Here is a 19,075-nt window from a genome sequence, read left to right on the forward strand (position 1 = left end):
GTTGCTGAAGGATATATTTGCAAAAAAGAAAAAGTATGCAACGATTCCGTCTGAACATGATAAAAACGATGTACCGGAAGGAATATTAACAAAGTGCCCAAAATGTAAAAAAATCATTTATACAAAAGAAATCTATAAAAATCATAAAGTTTGTCTGCAGTGTGGCTACCACCACCCGATGAATGCTGCTGAAAGAATTGAATGTCTCGCAGACGAGGGTTCTTTTCAGGAGTTTAACCATCAGCTGTCATCACAAAATCCGCTGGACTTTCCGGATTACCTTGAAAAGCTTGAAAAGGATAAGAAAAAGACCGGCCTGAATGAAGCAGTCGTAACAGGGACATGCACAATCAACGGTGAAAAAACAGTCCTGACGATTATGGACTCAACGTTCAGAATGGGCAGTATGGGGTCAGTGGTTGGTGAAAAAATTGCTGAGGCTGTCAGAACCGCTGAAGAACAGAACCTGCCTTTTATTATCTTTACAGCGAGTGGCGGCGCAAGAATGCAGGAAGGCGTTCTATCGCTTATGCAGATGGCAAAAACAAGTACAGCCTTGAAGCGTTTCAGTGATAAAGGCGGCTTGATTGTATCAGTCATGACACATCCGACTACAGGAGGCGTATCTGCAAGTTTTGCATCTCTTGGTGACTATAACTTTGCAGAACCCGGTGCTTTGATTGGTTTTGCCGGAAGAAGAATTATTGAGCAGACGATCAGAGAGAAGCTGCCTGAAGACTTCCAGACAGCTGAATTCCTGATGGAGCATGGACAGCTTGATCAGGTCATCACGCGTCTTGAAATGAAAGAAAAATTAAGCGTGCTTCTTTCGCTTCATAACAAAGGGGGAGCATCCTGGTGAATGAATTGGAATTTGAAAAACCGCTTAATCAATTGCGGGAAAAAATCAATGAACTGAAGGCATTTACAGCGGATTCAGAGGTTGATCTGAGCGAAGAAATCGCGAAGCTCGAAGATCGCCTGGCTCGTCTTGAAGCTGAAGTGTATTCATCTATTAAACCATGGGACCGTGTACAGCTTGCACGTCATCCTGAACGTCCGACAGCGCTTGAGTACATAGAAGAGCTCTTCGAAGACTTCATGGAAATGCATGGTGACCGTCTATATGGTGATGATCACGCGATTGTTGGCGGGATTGCCAGATATAAAGGGAACGCAGTCACAGTCATTGGTCATCAAAGAGGTAAAGATACAAAAGAAAATATTAAGCGGAATTTCGGTATGCCTCACCCTGAAGGCTACCGTAAAGCGCTGCGCCTGATGAAACAGGCTGAAAAGTTTAACCGTCCGATTATCTGCTTTATTGATACGAAAGGTGCATACCCGGGTAAAGCGGCTGAAGAACGCGGGCAGAGTGAAGCAATTGCGCGGAACCTCTTTGAAATGGCCGGCCTCACTGTACCTGTTGTATGTATTGTCATCGGTGAGGGTGGAAGCGGTGGTGCGCTTGCGCTCGGTGTCGGAAATCACCTGCATATGCTTGAGAATTCAACTTACTCAGTCATCTCTCCTGAAGGAGCTGCATCAATTCTCTGGAAGGATGCAGGGCTTGCAAAACAGGCAGCTGAGTCAATGAAAATTACCGCACCGGATCTGAAGGAAATGGGTATCATAGATGAGATTATTCCTGAAGTAAAAGGCGGGGCGCACAAAGATATTAAGCAGCAGGCATCAGCGATTGACCAGGTACTGTTGGCATCTCTTAAGGAACTATCTCAATTTGATGAAGCGTCTTTAGTCGCACAGCGATATGATAAATTTCAGTCAATTGGAGAATTTACAAAAGAAACCGTTTGATCAAAAACCTTTTCAGATCTTTTCTGAAAAGGTTTTTTCTTTTGTGAGATGTGTAAACAATAAAATAAAGGAACAATCAGGTTATTATGTGTCAAAAATGTGTACAATTATAAACGTTTAAGCGTTTACATGTTTATTCACTCAAGAAGAATGTGTGAGACCTTAAGCTTATGATTGAGAACAAAACGTCTTCATGTTATTTTTAAAAGGATGAAAACGAACTTGTACATCCAACTTCGGAACACTATTTCTGTGAAATAGTTAACATAATTTTTCAATTAAAGGTGGGAACATCAAAATGAAAAAAATTGGCGTACTGACCAGTGGTGGAGATGCTCCGGGTATGAACCCTGCAATCAGAGCAGTCGTGCGTAAAGCCATCTATCATGGTCTTGAAGTATACGGAATTTACCAGGGGTATCAGGGGTTAATTTCCGGAAATATTGAAAAGCTTGAGCTTGGTTCTGTAGGTGATATTATTCACCGCGGGGGAACGAAGCTTTATTCTGCGCGATGTGAAGAATTTAAAACACGTGAAGGACAGAAAAAAGGGATTGAACAACTAAAGAAATTCGGTATTGAAGGTCTTGTCGTTATCGGTGGAGATGGTTCTTATATGGGCGCAAAAGCGCTGACTGAACATGGATATCCGTGTGTAGGTGTTCCTGGAACGATTGATAATGATATTCCAGGTACTGATTTCACAATCGGTTTTGACACAGCACTGAATACAGTCATTGACGCAATTGATAAGATCCGTGACACAGCGACTTCACATGAGCGTACGTTTATCATTGAAGTGATGGGCAGAAATGCCGGGGATATTGCGCTCTGGTCAGGACTATCAGGTGGTGCTGAATCAATCCTGATTCCTGAAGATCCATATAACCTTGAAAAGGTTGTGGATAAGATTAAGAAAGGTCATGCACGCGGTAAGAAGCACAGTATTATTATTGTAGCTGAAGGCGTGATGTCAGGCGGAGAATTTGCTGCCCTAATGAAAGAAAAAACAGGTGTGGATACGAGAGTATCAGTCCTTGGACATATGCAGCGCGGAGGTTCACCAACCGCTTCAGACCGTGTGCTTGCAAGCCGCCTCGGTGCACGTGCTGTTGAACTGTTAATGGAAGACAAGGGTGGACGCGCTGTAGGTATTCAGCGAAATGAACTTGTTGATTATGATATTATTGAAGCACTGAAGATGGAGCATAAAGCGGACGTTGATCTTTACCGCCTATCACAGGAACTATCTATTTAATTGATTTCAGGAGGTAAACAAATGAGAAAAACTAAAATTGTATGTACGATCGGACCGGCAAGTGAGAGTATTGAAAAGCTGACACAACTGATGGAAGCTGGAATGAATGTAGCGCGTTTGAACTTCTCCCACGGAGATTTCGATGAGCACGGTGCAAGAATTAAAAATATCCGTGAAGCTGCAGCGAAACTAGGTAAAAACGTAGGGATTCTTCTAGATACAAAAGGTCCTGAAATCCGCACGAACACAATGGAAAACGGTGCGATTGAGCTTGTTGCAGGTAACGAGGTTATCGTATCTATGGAAGAAGTAGTAGGGACAACTGAGAAATTCTCAATTACCTACGGCGACCTTGTGAACGATGTACACGAAGGTTCAAAAATTCTTCTTGATGATGGTCTGATTGGACTTGAAGTCCTTTCAATTGATAAGAGTGCTGGTGAAATCAGAACAAAAATCATGAACACAGGCACACTGAAAAACAAAAAAGGTGTAAACGTACCTGGCGTTTCAGTCAATCTTCCTGGTATCACTGACAAGGATGCGAATGACATTCTTTTCGGTATTGAACAGGGTGTAGACTTTATCGCCGCATCATTCGTTCGCCGTGCATCTGATGTAATGGAAATCCGTGAGCTTCTTGAGAAGAACGGTTCTCCAAAAATCAACATCATTCCTAAGATTGAAAACCAGGAAGGCGTAGACAACATTGATGAGATCCTTCAGGTTTCTGACGGTCTGATGGTTGCCCGTGGTGACCTTGGTGTTGAAATTCCCGCTGAAGAAGTACCATTGGTTCAAAAACAGCTGATCCGTAAATGTAATGCTGTAGGCAAGCCGGTTATTACAGCGACACAAATGCTTGATTCAATGCAGCGTAACCCGCGCCCAACGCGTGCTGAAGCTTCTGACGTAGCGAACGCAATCTTTGATGGCACTGATGCAATTATGCTGTCTGGTGAAACAGCGGCTGGTGATTACCCGGTAGAATCTGTTCAGACAATGAATAACATTGCGTCAAGAGCAGAAGAAGCACTTGATTATAAAGCGATCCTTTCTAAGCGCAGCAAGCGTTTTGAACGTAATATGACTGATGCAATTGGCCAGGCTGTTGCGCATACAGCATTAAACCTTGAAGTGAACGCGATTATCGCGCCAACTGAAAGTGGTCACACTGCTAAAATGATTTCTAAATACCGTCCTGAAGCAACAATTGTTGCAGTGACAGCTGACTCATCTGTATCAAGACGTCTTGCGCTTGTATGGGGCGTATATCCTCAGGTTGGAGCGAAGACTGAATCAACGGATGAAATGCTGGATATGGCAGTTACAGAAAGCTTAAACAGCGGATGTGTGAAGCACGGTGACCTTGTTGTTATCACTGCAGGTGTACCGGTTGGAGAATCAGGTACAACGAATCTGATGAAGATCCACATTGTAGGTGACGTACTTGCAAAGGGTCAGGGAATCGGACGCAAGTCAGGATTCGGAAAAGTGGTAACAGCTTCAAATGCAAAAGAAGCACTGGATAAAGTAACAGAAGGATCAATTCTGGTTACAATCGGCACAGACAAAGAAATGATGCCTGCCATCGAAAAATGTTCTGCACTAATCGTTGAAGAAGGCGGACTCACAAGTCATGCTGCAGTTGTCGGACTGAACCTTGGTTTACCTGTAATCGTTGGAGTGGATAACGCAGTAGCTACTTTCTCTGACGGACAGGAAGTAACAGTTGACGCTGAACGCGGCGTTGTTTATAACGGACACGCAAGCGTACTGTAAGTAATATTAAAAAGCCTGAGCGGTTTACCCGTTCAGGTTTTTTTAATATGCTTCAGATTGTGCTAAAATAGAGATAGCGCGTAATGTTGAAAGGAGATATTCCTTGTGAAATGGCTCATGCTTTTAATTATCATTGTTCCTGCACTTGAGATCGCAATCCTGATCAGTGCCGGCAACCTGATTGGTGTTATTCCGACAGTTCTATTGATTATCTTAACAGGTGTTTTGGGGGCATATCTCGCTAAGTCCCAGGGGCTGCAGGCCTTGAAAAAAGTACAGAATATGACGGTGTTTGATGATGGTCCAGGTGATGCGGTGATCGATGGATTATGCATTCTAATTGGTGGTGTTGTATTGCTGACACCCGGGTTTATTACAGATGCGATCGGTTTCTTCCTGCTCGTCCCTGCGACAAGAAAATTAGTGAAGCCGCTTATCTATAAATGGATTCAGAGGAAAATGAGAAATGGGAATGTTATTATTCACAGACCATAACACACAGCAGCTGCTGTGTGTTTTTTTCAATCAATGTTTAATAAATGGATGTTCTCCCGTTGCAATATAACGCCAGATTGCAGGAAACAATCTGATTTTCATTAATACTGAAATAACAATCATAAAAAAGGGTGTTAAGATCAGCCCTTTTAATCCAAGGAGATTGACAGAAGTGTACAGCACCATGAGCGCAGCTAAAGGATGCAGCCCCATTCTGTCTCCAATAATCTTTGGTTCGGCAACCTGTCTGACCAAGACAACTGCCACATAAATAACAGCAGCACCTGCTGCGTGAAGTGGATCTGCTTGTACCAGATAAAAGACGCTAAGCGGCAGGAACAGCAGCAATGAACCTGCAAGAGGAACAAAATCGAGTGCAGCAGATAATAGCGCGAATAAAAAAGGGTGGGGTGTTCCGAGTATCAATAACCCCGTCAGCGTAATGATAAAAGTAAATACAGAAAGCAGAATCTGTGATAAGAAATAAGAGCCAGCTTCTTTCAGGCCTAATTCACGTATCAGTCCGAACTGTTCAATCCACTTGTCAGGCAGCTTCTTTTGCCAGGATTTAAAATCAGATAGTATATAGTAAGCTGCAATCAGCATGATGCCAATAGAGAATATATACGATGGAAGATTTCCTGCAAATTTTGACGTGCCTGTAATTAGTTGTTTTCCTGATTCAAGTAACAGCTGTTCTATTTCCTCAATCAACGTGGATAAATGTCCGTGTGTAAGATAAGGATGCGTCAAATCATGCAGGAATGCAGGGAAGTTTTGTATGGTATGTTGAAATAAAGATAATAAAGCTGTCGTATAATGTGGCAAATGCGTCAGCAAATAGACCAATTCATTCTTAAGAAGGATGAAGCAGCCATACAGCATAAGAGGTCCTGTAATCATACAGGCAATGATTCCAAGGAGGACACTCAGTTTATAGGGAAGCTTTACGTATTCAAACAGAAGTCTAATAATTGGGTATAAGAGAATTGAAAGCAGTGCGCCGATGATAAAAGGCAGTAAATAAATCAAGACTATGCGGGAAATGAACAGAATGAAAAAAGTGATGATCAGAACATGTATACATCGTTTTATCACTGGCTTGTCCTCCTGTATTAAGTCAAAATGAATGTGGAGGTTTGAACATGATTAATCCGGCAATGATATTTTTAATTTTATTACTGGCAATCGGTTTTTTTGCCAAAAACAACTCACTGATGATTGCAGTACTTTTTCTTATCCTATTAAAAGTTGCAGGTGCTGATGAAAAGATTTTTGCATTTATTCAGGGAAAGGGAATTAACTGGGGTGTTACCATTATTACCATTGCAGTACTCGCACCGATTGCAAGCGGAGCGATTGGGTTTAAAGAGTTGACTGATGCGGTAAAGTCACCTTATGCGTGGATTGCGCTCGCTTCAGGTATTGCCGTTGCACTCATCGCAAAAGGGGGGATTTCCCTGCTGCAGGAAGACCCTCATATTACAGTTGCGCTCGTATTCGGAACCATTCTGGCGGTTGCATTGTTTAATGGAATTGCCGTAGGACCGCTAATTGGAGCAGGGATCGCCTATAGCGCGATGAAAATTTTCGAATGGGTTTCTAAAGTTTTTTAGCTATGTCAAATTTCGTCAAATTAAATTAATCCCGGCAAATTAATGCGTTTTCATTCACAAAGTTCTGATTATTGATTATAATGGACAATGTAAGCGCATCCGCAATGACGAATTTCATTCTGTCAGCTGACTGAGCAACCGCTCAGTTTTTATGTGATGTCAAATCCGTATTTTAAATGCCGGTCCGGCTTTAAATACAACAACTAAGATTAAAAGGAGAGATTTGTTTATGACAGCAACGAGAGGTTTAGAAAACGTTGTAGCAACTACTTCATCGATCAGCTCAATTATTGATGACACACTTACATACGTTGGTTACAATATCGACGATTTAACTGAAAATGCGAGCTTTGAAGAAATCATTTATCTGCTTTGGCACTTACGTCTGCCAAAAGAAAATGAGCTTTCAGAGCTTAAGCAGCAGCTTGCTGATAATATGGCAATTCCTGACGAAGTGATTGCACAGATTAAAGCGATGCCTGTTAACAATATTCATCCGATGGCTGCTGTCCGTACAGCAGTATCAGCGCTTGGCCTGTTTGATGAAGAGGCAGACGTGATGGAAGAAGCAGCTAACTACCGTAAAGCAGTTCGTCTACAGGCGAAGATCGCAACAATCGTGACTGCTTTTGCGCGCATCCGCAAAGGTCAGGAACCGATTGCACCTAAGGCTGACTTAAGCTTCGCTGCAAACTTCCTTTATATGATGAATGGCGAAATGCCTGAAGATATTGAAGTGGAAGCAATGAATAAAGCACTTGTGCTTCATGCTGACCACGAGCTGAATGCTTCAACGTTTACAGCGCGTGTATGTGTAGCGACACTATCTGATGTTTATTCAGGTGTAACTGCTGCAATCGGCGCATTAAAAGGACCACTTCACGGTGGGGCGAATGAGCAGGTTATGAAGACATTAACTGAAATTGGTTCAGTTGAAAACGTTGAGTCTGTGATCCGTAAAAAGCTTGAAAATAAAGAGAAAATCATGGGCTTCGGTCACCGCGTATACCAGCAGGGCGATCCTCGTGCGAAACACCTGCGTGAAATGTCTAAAAAACTGACTGAACTTCGCGGAGAATCAAAATGGTATGAGATGTCTGTCAAGATCGAAGAAATCGTGACGTCTGAAAAGAAACTTCCGCCAAACGTGGACTTCTATTCAGCATCTGTTTACCACAGTCTTGGGATTGACCATGATCTATTCACGCCAATCTTTGCAGTAAGCCGTGTATCCGGCTGGTTAGCTCATATTCTTGAGCAGTATTCAAACAACCGTCTGATTCGTCCAAGAGCAGAATACACTGGTCCTGGCATGCAGGAATATGTACCGGTGGAAAAACGATAATTTCACAGAACATTTTACAAACTCGCTGATAACTGATGTAATAGTAATGAAAGCCTGAGGGGTTGATGTACTCCGTCAGCCCCCGGCCAATGATATTTGGAGGGAAAGACTTATGACACAAGGTGAAAAAATTTCAGTATCAAACGGTAATCTTCAAGTGCCAAACAATCCAATCGTACCTTTTATTGAAGGTGACGGTACAGGCCCGGATATCTGGGCTTCTGCACAGCGCGTATTAGACGCAGCAGTTGAAAAAGCATATAACGGTGAAAAGAAAATTGAATGGAAAGAAGTACTTGCAGGTCAGAAAGCTTTTGACCAGACTGGTGAATGGCTTCCACAGGCAACACTTGATGCGATCAATGAGTATTTCATCGCAATCAAAGGGCCTCTTACGACACCAATCGGCGGAGGAATCCGTTCACTGAACGTAGCACTTCGTCAGCAGCTTGACTTGTTCACTTGCCTGCGTCCAGTGCGTTACTTTGAAGGTGTACCTTCACCGGTAAAGCGTCCTGAAGATACAGATATGGTGATCTTCCGTGAAAACACTGAGGATATCTATGCAGGTATCGAATTTGCTGAAGGATCAGATGAAGTGAAAAAGCTGATCAATTTCCTTCAGGATGAAATGGGCGCTACAAATATCCGCTTCCCTGATACTGCTGGTATCGGTGTGAAACCTGTATCTAAAGAAGGTACAGAGCGTCTTGTCCGTGCGGCAATTAACTATGCACTGACTGAAGGCCGTAAATCAGTAACACTTGTACACAAAGGGAACATCATGAAGTTTACTGAAGGTGCATTCAAGCGCTGGGGTTACGATCTTGCTGAGCGTGAATTCGGAGATAAAGTATTTACTTGGAATCAGTATGATCAGATCAAAGATGAGCAGGGTACAGATGCTGCAAACAAAGCACAGAGTGATGCTGAAGCAGCTGGAAAAATCATCGTGAAAGATTCAATCGCTGATATCTTCCTTCAGCAGATCCTGACTCGCCCTGCTGAGTTCGATGTAGTAGCAACAATGAACCTGAACGGAGATTACATCTCTGACGCACTTGCAGCTCAGGTTGGCGGTATCGGAATCGCACCTGGTGCAAACATTAACTACGATACAGGACATGCAATCTTTGAAGCAACGCACGGAACAGCTCCAAAATATGCTGGTCTTGATAAAGTTAATCCGTCTTCAGTGATTCTTTCAGGTGTACTTCTTCTTGAGCACCTTGGCTGGAACGAAGCTGCAAACCTGATCTCTAAATCAATGGAGAAAACAATTGCATCTAAAGTTGTAACGTATGACTTTGCACGTCTGATGGATGGCGCTACAGAAGTGAAGTGTTCAGAATTCGGATCTGCATTAATTGAAAATATGTAAGACAATCAGGCCGGCATTTGCCGGCCTTTAACTACATCATTTTACACTGGGAGGAATTTGAAATGGCATTCACACGTAGTAAAATCTCGGTCGTTGGAGCGGGCTTTACCGGTGCAACCACTGCATTGTTTTTAGCTCAGAAAGAACTCGGAGATATTGTGCTTGTAGACATTCCTCAAAATGAAGGGCCAACAAAAGGTAAGGCGCTTGATATGCTTGAAGCGAGTCCTGTATTTGGTTATGACGTAACCATTAAAGGTACATCTGATTATGCAGATACAGCGGGATCTGACGTTGTCATTATCACTGCGGGTCTGCCAAGAAAGCCGGGCATGAGCCGTGATGATCTTGTTAAGACGAATGAAAAAATCATGAAATCAGTAACTGCTGAAATTGTAAAGCATTCACCTGATACAACCATCCTTGTATTATCAAATCCAGTTGATGCCATGACATATACAGTATTTAAAGAATCCGGTTTTCCAAAAGAACGTGTAATTGGACAATCCGGTGTACTGGATACAGCAAGATTTAACACATTTGTAGCCGAAGAGCTCGGTTTATCTGTAAAGGATATCCAGGGGTTTGTGCTAGGTGGTCATGGAGATGACATGGTACCACTGACGCGCTATTCAAATGCAGGCGGTGTTCCGCTTGAAAAATTAATTCCTAAAGAACGCCTTGAGGAAATCATCGAGCGCACAAGAAAAGGCGGCGGTGAAATTGTCTCACTGCTTGGTAATGGTTCAGCATACTATGCGCCGGCTGCAGCTCTGATGGAAATGACTGAAGCGATCTTAAAAAATCAAAAGCGTGTATTACCGTCAGTTGCCTATCTAGAAGGTGAATACGGCTTTGATGGCATCTACCTTGGCGTGCCAACCGTTCTTGGAGGCAAGGGGATCGAAAAGATCATTGAGCTTGACCTGACAGAGGAAGAAAAAACACAGCTTCAAAAATCTGCAGACTCTGTACGCAGTGTAATGAGCGCATTATCATCAACTTGAATATAAGGTGGAACTGCTGAACCGGGCAGTTCCTTTTTTGCAAAGTGAGATAAAACGCTTCTTTAATCTAAGGTTCATCCTTTATAATGAAGACAGAGGATTAAGATTTTTATAAAAACTTAGGGGTTATGATCAAAGTCATCAAGGGGGAATCACCATGTTACTAGGGAAAAAAAGAAAAATAGGCCGTCAGATTGAAGAAATGTCTATCGGAGAAAAACTAACGCTTACTGAAAAAATTGAAGACAAAGACCTGCTGCTGTTTCTAGGGTTAACAAACGACTCAAACCCGTTATATATCCAGCACGACTATGCTTCACAGACTTCATATAAAAAACCGATTGTCCCAACAATCATGCTGACAGGATTTGTCACGTCAGCCGTTTCAAAATATATGCCAGGACCGGGATCACATATTAAAAGCCACAACCTGAGCTTCCCGAAACCGCTCTACCATTATGCGACAGTTGATTACATCTTTGAAATCAAAGCCATTGACCGTCCAAAATCAGAAGTCGAAATCAGCGTCCGAGGAACCGACGAAAGCGGAGACACCGTCATCTCAGGAACGGTCGTCGTCTGCCCACCCGACAAACTCCAAAAATTCAACAGCTCAGCACTCGAAAACTTTTAAAAAAGGCCTATAAGGTCTTTTTTTTATGATTGTAATACAGTTTATTTCTACATAGCTGAAGCGTAGACCATCAGCGGTCAACTTATACTTTGCAATTTACATAATAAAATCGCCATCCCTAATGAATATGTACTATAATGGAATCGGATGATCTGGGGTTAATACTAGCTTCTGGAGGGTTATAATGAAGAAAAAAGTACTTGTAGTAGACGACGAACAGTCGATCGTAACACTGTTAAAGTATAACTTGGAACAGTCAGGCTATGAAGTTTTAACAGCCTATGACGGCGCAGAAGGGATTGAACTCGTAGAAAATGAGCACCCTGATCTGCTGGTGCTTGATCTGATGCTTCCTGTAATGGATGGAATTGAAGTGTGCAAACAGCTTCGACAAAAGCAGATTCACATTCCAATCATCATGCTGACTGCAAAAGATGAAGAATTTGATAAAGTGCTCGGACTTGAACTGGGCGCAGATGATTATATGACAAAACCTTTCAGTCCACGTGAAGTCGTTGCAAGAGTAAAAGCAATCCTTCGCAGGTCAGGACGTATAGAAGTGAAAGAACCTGAAATAGAGATTGAAGAGGATTTTATCGAGCTTGGTGAAGTGAAAGTTTTTCCTGAGCAGTATGAGGCGTATTACAAGGGTGAACAGATTGATCTGACGCCAAAGGAATTTGAATTACTCGTATATTTAATTGAAAATAAAGGACGCGTGTTAACAAGGGACCAGCTTTTACAAACTGTCTGGAATTATGATTTCGCAGGTGATACCAGAATTGTAGATGTGCACATCAGTCACTTGCGTGAAAAAATCGAAGAAAATACGAAAAAGCCGGTCTACATTAAAACCATCAGGGGTCTTGGCTACAAAATGGAGAAGCCGAAAGTAACGTGAAGCTGACATCTTTTAAAGGCCGGCTGCTGTTTGCGTTAATTACGCTGATCGTGTTAGTGCTGGTGGGCTTAGGCATTATTATTGGGGAATTGGTTAAGTCCTACTACCTGAACGCACTGCACTCAAGGATCGAAAAAGAAATGAATATTGTGATCAACCAGACTGAACGTGAACCGTCATTTAATGAATTAAGGTCCGAATTATTTGATGAACTGAGCGGAGTGCTGGAGACAAGAATCACAATTTTAACTGAAGATACTGAAGTGGTATACGATTCCGGACGGGCGATCTCTGATGTCGACCATAGCGTCATGCTGGATGAGATTGATAACTCCCTGCCTCGTCCTTCAAATGGTATTGTGAGATTCCCGGCTGATACGGATGACAGCAGCTTTTATTATATCAGCAGTGTGGAAACAGGCTCTGAAAGTGGATACGTTGTACTGGCAGCATCCTTTGACAATCTTGAAAACGTCTACCGACAGATTTGGCTGATCCTTGCGCTTACGCTTGGTGCTGCGCTTGGAATGATTATCTATATCGGTGCAAGAATCACTAATCAATATACAAAGCCGATCGAATCAGCAACTGAGGTAGCCATTCAGCTTGCAAAAGGAAATTATAAGGCACGAACATTTGAAGACAGAGCTGATGAAACGGGTATGTTAAGTAATGCGATCAATATTCTTGCGAGAAACCTGCAGGAAATGGTCAGTGAGCAATCCGTTCAGCAGGACCGTCTGAGAACATTGATTGAGAATATGGGAAGCGGATTGATCATGATTGATAAGCAGGGGTATATTGTACTTGTCAATCGACCGTTTCTGAGTTTCTTTCATTCGAAAATTGAAGATGTCCTAAACGAGAGTTATGTTGATGTCTTTAAAAATAAACAGGTGAATGCGCTGGCTGAAGAAGTTTTCTTAACAGAGCAGCGTGTCAGAAAACAGATTCTGATTGAAGAGACACTTCCGCATAAGCACCTGGAAGTATATGGAGCGCCAATTATCGGGGAACGAAGTGCTTGGCAGGGGATTGTCCTTGTCTTTCACGATATTTCTGAGTTGAAAAAGCTTGAACAGATGAGAAAAGATTTTGTGGCAAATGTGTCACATGAAGTAAAGACACCAATCACTTCGATCAAAGGCTTTACAGAGACTTTGCTTGATGGCGCGATGAATGATAAAGGGGCGCTCGAATCATTTCTTCATATCATTGCAAAAGAAAGCGATCGTTTGCAGATGCTGATACAGGATCTGCTCGAACTATCAAGAGTTGAGCAGCAGGGATTTAAATTAACGCTTAGTCAGGTTGATGTAGCAGAGCTGATAGAGGACGTTTCAGTTATGATGACGCATAAAGCAAGCGAAAAAAATATCAACATTCAGCTGGATCTGAAAAAACCGCTGATGATTGAAGGAGATTCAGACCGGCTGAAGCAGGTATTTATTAACTTACTGACAAATGCTTTAACATACTCCTATGCAAATGCAGATATTACTGTTCAGTCTAAAAAGCTTAAAAACAGTATTCAGCTGCAATTTATCGATCGCGGAATTGGAATGGAGAAGGAAGAGCTGTCTCGTATTTTTGAGCGCTTTTACAGAGTGGATAAAGCGCGCAGCAGAAATTCTGGCGGAACCGGACTGGGGCTTGCAATCGTTAAGCATATTATTGAAGTCCATAATGGTGAAATCACTGTTGAAAGTGAGCCTGAAAAAGGGACGATTTTCACAATTACATTGCCTCTAAAAGTGAATAAGTAGCAGGAATGTGAATCTTTACATGGAATTTACATTAACATGACAGTGAGTTAATAATTCATTGATAAGATACTAAGTGAAAACCCCTTCATCCAGGGAACCCCATGAAAAGCGTGAACAGACCCCGTTCACGCTTTTTTCTATATGAATTGAAAAATATGAAACTTTTTTGTAACAATTGACGTAAAAGAGTTAATACATACAGAAAGGAAGATTAAGATGAGTATCAGGCGAATTATTGCCGGTATAGGGATTGTCGTGGGGTCCGCACTATTATTAGTTGTTCTTTTCACGTCATGGTATACAGTGGATGAGTCAGAACAGGCACTTGTCCTGACGTTTGGTGAAGCCAATGAAACCATTACCGAATCCGGACTTAAATTTAAACTGCCCTGGCCAATTCAGCAGGTAGAAATATTATCAAAGGAAACATTCAGTTTGCAATTTGGTTATGAAGAGGAAGATGGAGAAATTCAATCATTTCCTGAAGAAACAGTGATGATTACAGGAGATGAAAATATAGTCCTGACCGATCTTGTAGTTCAGTGGAAAATTACAGAACCAAGAGATTATTTATTTAACGCAGAAGATCCAAAAGAAGTGCTGTATGATGCAACTTCAGCTTCTATCAGAAGTATAATTGGGAGCTCGACAATTGATGATGCATTAACTTCAGGTAAAGCTGAAATTGAAGCAGATGTAAGAGAGCTGCTGGCATCACTGATCGAAAAATATGAAATTGGTGTTTCAATACAGGCAGTTCAGCTTCAAGATGTAGAGCTGCCGAATGAAGAAGTCCGTAAAGCGTTTACTGCAGTTACAGATGCGCGGGAAACAATGATTACGAAAGAAAATGAAGCAAATAAATATCGCAACCAAAAAGTAAATGAAGCTGAGGGTGAAAAAGACGCCATCATTTCAAGAGCTGAAGGGGAAAGGGCATCAAGGATAGAACAGGCACGTGGAGATATTGCGATCTTCAATGAAATTTTTACTGAGTACCAGAACAATCCGGATATCACCAGGAAGCGTCTAACGCTCGAAACGCTCGAACAGGTTCTGCCGGGTACCAAGCTTTATATCATGAACGATGATGGTGGTACGATGAAATATCTGCCTTTGCAGCCAGATCGTCAGCAACAGCCACCAGCTGTCACTGAAGAAAGCGAGGAATCTGCGAATGGACAATGATCAGAATAAAATATTTGAATTCAGCAAAAAGCCAAAAACGAACAAACCTAAGGCAGAAATTGAATGGAAAAGATACACGAAAGTTTTTGTAATCATCGGCCTGTTACTGGTCCTCTTGATTACAGCACTCTTAAATGTGTTTATCGTCAAAGAGGGTGAGTACCGCGTAGTACGCCAATTTGGAGAAGTAATTGATATCATTGATAAACCGGGTATAAATGTGAAAATACCATTTGTCCAATCAGTCTCTACACTGCCAAAGTATCAGATGACGTATGATGTGTCAGAAGCGGAAATAAATACTATGGATAAAAAGAGAATTATTATTGATAATTATTCTGTCTGGCGCATTACAGATCCAATTAATATGATTTCAAATGCAGGTACAATGATTAATGCAGAATCCAGAATGGAGGAATATATATATTCTGTTGTCCGCTCTGAACTTGGTCAATTAAATTATGATCAGATTATTAATGATGAAAAGTCATCAAGAGGCAGTCTGAACGATCGTGTAACTGAGCGGGTAAATGAACTGCTTGATCGGGAACAGTTTGGTATTGAAGTAGTGGATGTCCGGATGAAGCAGACTAATCTTCCGCAGGCGAATGAAGAATCTGTATTTACAAGGATGATTTCAGAGCGGCAGTCAAAAGCACAAGAATACCTTTCAACGGGTGATGCGAATAAAAACAGAATTGAAGCGAACACAGATAAGGAGGTAAGAGAGCTTCTTGCGACCGCAAACGCTGACGCGGATGTTATCCGTGCAGAAGGTGAAGCGGCTGCAGCAAGAGTATATAATGAAGCATTCTCGAAAGATCCTGAGTTTTATGAATTGTATAGAACACTTGAATCTTATAAGACAACAGTTAACGATGAAACAATGATTATACTGCCTTCGGATTCGCCTTATGCGTCTCTGCTCCAGGGCATAACAGAATAAGACTCGCTGTTTTCCCTTTCATTTTGGACATGCTAAAATGAAGAGGGAAAACAGCTTTTTTATATAGCAAACTTTTTAAAAATTGGCTGGTGATTTCCGTTCCAGGGGGACTCCTGTGGCAGGAAGGGACAGGTGAGCCAGCAGGCTGCGCCATTGCCTCACCTGTCCCTTCCTGCCACAGGAGTCACCCCCTTCCACTACAATCACCAGCTGTGCATAAACAATGATAGATTTTTATAAGCGGTTTGAAAAAATATCTTTAAATCTGCCGCATAAATAACTTGTTATAAAGGAGATGACTGGTTTGTCGAAAAAATTAATGCTGATCGATGGTAACAGTATTGCTTACCGTGCTTTTTTTGCACTGCCATTACTGAACAATGATAAAGGGATACATACAAATGCAATTTACGGTTTTACTACGATGCTGATGAAGCTGCTTGAAGAGGAGAAGCCAACTCATCTCATGGTCGCTTTTGATGCCGGTAAGACGACGTTTCGCCATAAAACATTTGAAGACTATAAGGGTGGCAGACAAAAAACCCCTCCCGAGCTTTCAGAACAATTCCCATTCATTCGGGATTTACTGAATGCACACAATATCAGATACTATGAGCTTGATCAATATGAAGCGGATGACATTATCGGCACATTAAGCAGGCAGGCTGAGAAAGATGGTTTTGAGACGGTTGTTATTTCAGGAGATAAAGATTTAACGCAGCTTGCTTCAGATAAAATCAGAGTCGACATCACTAAAAAAGGGATTACAGATCTTGAGAAATACACGCCCGCTCACATTGAAGAAAAATATGGGCTGACGCCTGATCAGATTATTGATATGAAAGGATTAATGGGAGACTCTTCAGATAATATCCCGGGTGTACCCGGGGTTGGAGAGAAAACAGCCATTAAGCTGCTGAAACAATTCGGTACACTCGAAAAGGTATTAGAGTCCATTGATGAAGTGAGTGGTAAAAAGCTGAAAGAAAAGCTGGAAGAAAACAAGCAGCTTGCTGAAATGAGTAAGAAGCTTGCGACAATCACAACCACTGCACCTGTGACAGTTAAATTGGGTGAGCTTGAAAAACAGGAGGCTGATTATGATCAGCTGACTAAGCTCTATAAGGAACTGGGGTTCAATTCCTTACTGGATAAACTGGACGGTGAAGAGGAAGAGGTTGAACTGAAAGAAATTGAGTGGGAAGAAGTAACCGATTTTAATCAGGATCAGCTTCCATCACATGCTGAACTGTATGTGGAATTATACGATGTGAATTATCATACAGCTGAGATCCTGGGGATTGCAGTTCATGCTGATAAAAAAACCTATTTTATCTCACCTGACCATGCGGCAAAATCAGGTGTATTTAAAAAGTGGATTGAAGATGAAAAAGTAACGAAATCTGTCTATGATGCAAAAGAGTCAATCGTCGCTTTTGACCGTCTTGGGATGGACTTGAAAGGAATCGACTTTGATCTGCTGATTGCATCTTACGTCATTGATGCTTCTGAAGCGGCTGATGATTTTGCCTCAATTGCCAAGCGCCACGGGGCAGATGCAGTGCCGACAGATGAATCGGTCTATGGAAAAGGTGCTAAAAAGAAAGTGCCTGAGAAAGATGAACTGATGCAGCACACAGCCAGAAAAGCCGCTACCATTCATGCGATCAAAGAAACGTGCATCCGCTCTCTTGAAAAAAATGAACAGCTTGAGCTTTTTGAGAAACTGGAACTGCCACTTGCAACAGTATTAGCTGAAATGGAAAGAACAGGGGTACAGGTAGATATTGACCGCCTGAAGGATATGGGCGTTGAGCTGAAGAAAAGGCTTGATGAAATTCAGGCAGAAATCTATAAAAGTGCAGGAGAGGAATTTAATATTAATTCCCCGAAGCAGCTTGGTGCCATTCTGTTTGAAAATCTAAAGCTTCCAGTATTGAAGAAAACGAAAACAGGGTATTCAACGTCAGCTGATATTTTAGAAAAGCTGAAACCGGAGCATAAAATTATTGATCACATTCTGCACTACAGACAGCTCGGAAAACTTCAGTCTACGTACATTGAAGGTCTGTTAAAAGTGATCCATGATGATTCAAATAAAATTCATACAAGATACAATCAGGTGCTGACCCAAACCGGCCGTCTGAGTTCAACAGATCCTAACCTTCAGAATATCCCGATCAGACTTGAGGAAGGCCGCAAAATCAGACAGGCGTTTGTACCTTCTGAAAAAGACTGGGTCATGTTTGCAGCAGACTACTCGCAAATTGAACTGAGGGTGCTTGCACACATTTCAGATGATGATGGACTGAAAGAAGCGTTTCATAAAGGGATGGATGTCCATACAAAAACAGCAATGGATGTCTTTGGAGTCTCAAAGGATGATGTCACATCAGGTATGAGAAGACACGCGAAAGCCGTTAACTTTGGTATCGTGTATGGGATCAGTGATTACGGGCTGTCTCAAAGTCTTGATATCACCCGGAAGGAAGCAGCGGAATTCATCAAAAAGTATCTGGACAGCTATCCGAAAGTAAAAGAATATATGGATGACATTATCCATGAAGCAAAACAAAAAGGGTATGTAGAAACACTGCTGCACCGCCGCAGATATATACCTGAAATCACGAGCAGAAATTTCAACCTGAGAGGCTTTGCTGAACGTACAGCGATGAACACGCCGATTCAGGGGACGGCCGCTGATATTATTAAAAAAGCCATGATTGAAATGGCAGACCGTCTAAAAGCTGAAAACCTCCAGACGCGTATGCTGCTTCAGGTACACGATGAACTGATCTTTGAATGTCCAAAAGATGAAATAGAAAAGCTCGAAAAAATCGTACCGGAAGTAATGGAATCAGCAGTAGAACTGTCGGTACCATTAAAAGTTGACTATTCATACGGTAATACCTGGTACGACGCGAAGTAAGAAAGGAGA

General features: G+C 42.0%; 16 protein-coding genes. 15 read left to right on the forward strand and 1 reads right to left on the reverse strand.

Annotated elements, in window-relative coordinates; all coding sequences use genetic code 11:
• Nucleotide 1: 1 nt before the first annotated feature.
• The 5 genes from accD to ACH6CZ_RS00585 all read left to right on the forward strand — a co-directional run bounded on the left by accD (nucleotide 2) and on the right by ACH6CZ_RS00585 (nucleotide 5,353).
• Nucleotides 2-862, forward strand: coding sequence for an acetyl-CoA carboxylase, carboxyltransferase subunit beta (accD, locus tag ACH6CZ_RS00565; protein ID WP_374095502.1), 861 nt, complete (start codon nucleotides 2-4; stop codon nucleotides 860-862).
• The gene (gene accA / locus ACH6CZ_RS00570; protein WP_374096483.1) at nucleotides 856-1,818 is read left to right on the forward strand and encodes an acetyl-CoA carboxylase carboxyl transferase subunit alpha; all 963 of its coding nucleotides are present in this window, start codon (nucleotides 856-858) and stop codon (nucleotides 1,816-1,818) included. The genes accD and accA overlap by 7 nt, the downstream gene beginning before the upstream one ends.
• A 298-nt stretch (nucleotides 1,819-2,116) precedes the next feature.
• Entirely contained in the window at nucleotides 2,117-3,076 is a 960-nt protein-coding gene (gene pfkA / locus ACH6CZ_RS00575) for a 6-phosphofructokinase (protein WP_374095503.1), read from the forward strand.
• 21 nt (nucleotides 3,077-3,097) lie between these two features.
• Nucleotides 3,098-4,858 (forward strand): pyruvate kinase, encoded by a 1,761-nt coding sequence (gene pyk, locus ACH6CZ_RS00580; RefSeq protein ID WP_374095504.1) that lies wholly within the window; start codon nucleotides 3,098-3,100, stop codon nucleotides 4,856-4,858.
• A 105-nt stretch (nucleotides 4,859-4,963) separates the two neighbouring features.
• Entirely contained in the window at nucleotides 4,964-5,353 is a 390-nt protein-coding gene (locus ACH6CZ_RS00585) for an FxsA family protein (protein WP_374095505.1), read from the forward strand.
• 30 nt (nucleotides 5,354-5,383) lie between these two features.
• Here ACH6CZ_RS00585 and ACH6CZ_RS00590 read toward each other — a convergent pair whose 3' ends face one another.
• Complete coding sequence (locus ACH6CZ_RS00590; RefSeq protein WP_374095506.1) at nucleotides 5,384-6,451, reverse strand: AI-2E family transporter; 1,068 nt, start codon at nucleotides 6,449-6,451, stop codon at nucleotides 5,384-5,386.
• Between the two features lie 47 nt (nucleotides 6,452-6,498).
• Here ACH6CZ_RS00590 and ACH6CZ_RS00595 point away from each other — a divergent pair, with 47 nt between their 5' ends.
• The 10 genes from ACH6CZ_RS00595 to polA all read left to right on the forward strand — a co-directional run bounded on the left by ACH6CZ_RS00595 (nucleotide 6,499) and on the right by polA (nucleotide 19,066).
• A complete protein-coding gene (locus ACH6CZ_RS00595) occupies nucleotides 6,499-6,969 on the forward strand; it encodes a DUF441 domain-containing protein (RefSeq protein WP_374095507.1) in 471 nt (156 codons plus the stop codon).
• Between the two features lie 229 nt (nucleotides 6,970-7,198).
• The gene (citZ, locus tag ACH6CZ_RS00600) at nucleotides 7,199-8,314 is read left to right on the forward strand and encodes a citrate synthase (RefSeq protein WP_374095508.1); all 1,116 of its coding nucleotides are present in this window, start codon (nucleotides 7,199-7,201) and stop codon (nucleotides 8,312-8,314) included.
• 112 nt (nucleotides 8,315-8,426) lie between these two features.
• Entirely contained in the window at nucleotides 8,427-9,695 is a 1,269-nt protein-coding gene (icd, locus tag ACH6CZ_RS00605) for an NADP-dependent isocitrate dehydrogenase (protein ID WP_374095509.1), read from the forward strand.
• 62 nt (nucleotides 9,696-9,757) lie between these two features.
• Nucleotides 9,758-10,702 carry a malate dehydrogenase gene (mdh, locus tag ACH6CZ_RS00610; protein WP_374095510.1) on the forward strand — a complete coding sequence of 315 codons (945 nt, stop codon included), beginning with the start codon at nucleotides 9,758-9,760 and terminating at the stop codon, nucleotides 10,700-10,702.
• Between the two features lie 157 nt (nucleotides 10,703-10,859).
• A complete protein-coding gene (locus tag ACH6CZ_RS00615) occupies nucleotides 10,860-11,336 on the forward strand; it encodes a MaoC/PaaZ C-terminal domain-containing protein (RefSeq protein ID WP_374095511.1) in 477 nt (158 codons plus the stop codon).
• Between the two features lie 184 nt (nucleotides 11,337-11,520).
• Nucleotides 11,521-12,237 carry a response regulator transcription factor gene (locus ACH6CZ_RS00620; RefSeq protein WP_374095512.1) on the forward strand — a complete coding sequence of 239 codons (717 nt, stop codon included), beginning with the start codon at nucleotides 11,521-11,523 and terminating at the stop codon, nucleotides 12,235-12,237.
• Nucleotides 12,238-12,239: 2 nt separating this feature from the next.
• Entirely contained in the window at nucleotides 12,240-14,003 is a 1,764-nt protein-coding gene (gene pnpS / locus ACH6CZ_RS00625) for a two-component system histidine kinase PnpS (RefSeq protein WP_374096484.1), read from the forward strand.
• Between the two features lie 216 nt (nucleotides 14,004-14,219).
• A complete protein-coding gene (gene hflK, locus ACH6CZ_RS00630; protein ID WP_374095513.1) occupies nucleotides 14,220-15,191 on the forward strand; it encodes an FtsH protease activity modulator HflK in 972 nt (323 codons plus the stop codon).
• Nucleotides 15,181-16,137, forward strand: a complete 957-nt coding sequence (gene hflC / locus ACH6CZ_RS00635; protein WP_374095514.1) for a protease modulator HflC — start codon at nucleotides 15,181-15,183, stop codon at nucleotides 16,135-16,137. The genes hflK and hflC overlap by 11 nt, the downstream gene beginning before the upstream one ends.
• 295 nt (nucleotides 16,138-16,432) lie before the next feature.
• The gene (gene polA / locus ACH6CZ_RS00640) at nucleotides 16,433-19,066 is read left to right on the forward strand and encodes a DNA polymerase I (RefSeq protein WP_374095515.1); all 2,634 of its coding nucleotides are present in this window, start codon (nucleotides 16,433-16,435) and stop codon (nucleotides 19,064-19,066) included.
• Nucleotides 19,067-19,075: the final 9 nt, after the last annotated feature.

It is taken from the genome of Jeotgalibacillus sp. JSM ZJ347, from assembly GCF_044383825.1.
Classification (GTDB): Bacteria; Bacillota; Bacilli; order Bacillales; family Jeotgalibacillaceae; genus Jeotgalibacillus.

Coding starts and splice junctions, on each gene's coding strand:
- hflC (WP_374095514.1), top strand. CDS start 15,181: ATGGACAATGATCAGAATAAAATATTTGAATTCAGCAAAAAGCCAAAA.
- pyk (WP_374095504.1), top strand. CDS start 3,098: ATGAGAAAAACTAAAATTGTATGTACGATCGGACCGGCAAGTGAGAGT.
- mdh (WP_374095510.1), top strand. CDS start 9,758: ATGGCATTCACACGTAGTAAAATCTCGGTCGTTGGAGCGGGCTTTACC.
- polA (WP_374095515.1), top strand. CDS start 16,433: ATGACTGGTTTGTCGAAAAAATTAATGCTGATCGATGGTAACAGTATT.
- ACH6CZ_RS00615 (WP_374095511.1), top strand. CDS start 10,860: ATGTTACTAGGGAAAAAAAGAAAAATAGGCCGTCAGATTGAAGAAATG.
- ACH6CZ_RS00620 (WP_374095512.1), top strand. CDS start 11,521: ATGAAGAAAAAAGTACTTGTAGTAGACGACGAACAGTCGATCGTAACA.
- hflK (WP_374095513.1), top strand. CDS start 14,220: ATGAGTATCAGGCGAATTATTGCCGGTATAGGGATTGTCGTGGGGTCC.
- citZ (WP_374095508.1), top strand. CDS start 7,199: ATGACAGCAACGAGAGGTTTAGAAAACGTTGTAGCAACTACTTCATCG.
- ACH6CZ_RS00595 (WP_374095507.1), top strand. CDS start 6,499: ATGATTAATCCGGCAATGATATTTTTAATTTTATTACTGGCAATCGGT.
- icd (WP_374095509.1), top strand. CDS start 8,427: ATGACACAAGGTGAAAAAATTTCAGTATCAAACGGTAATCTTCAAGTG.
- pfkA (WP_374095503.1), top strand. CDS start 2,117: ATGAAAAAAATTGGCGTACTGACCAGTGGTGGAGATGCTCCGGGTATG.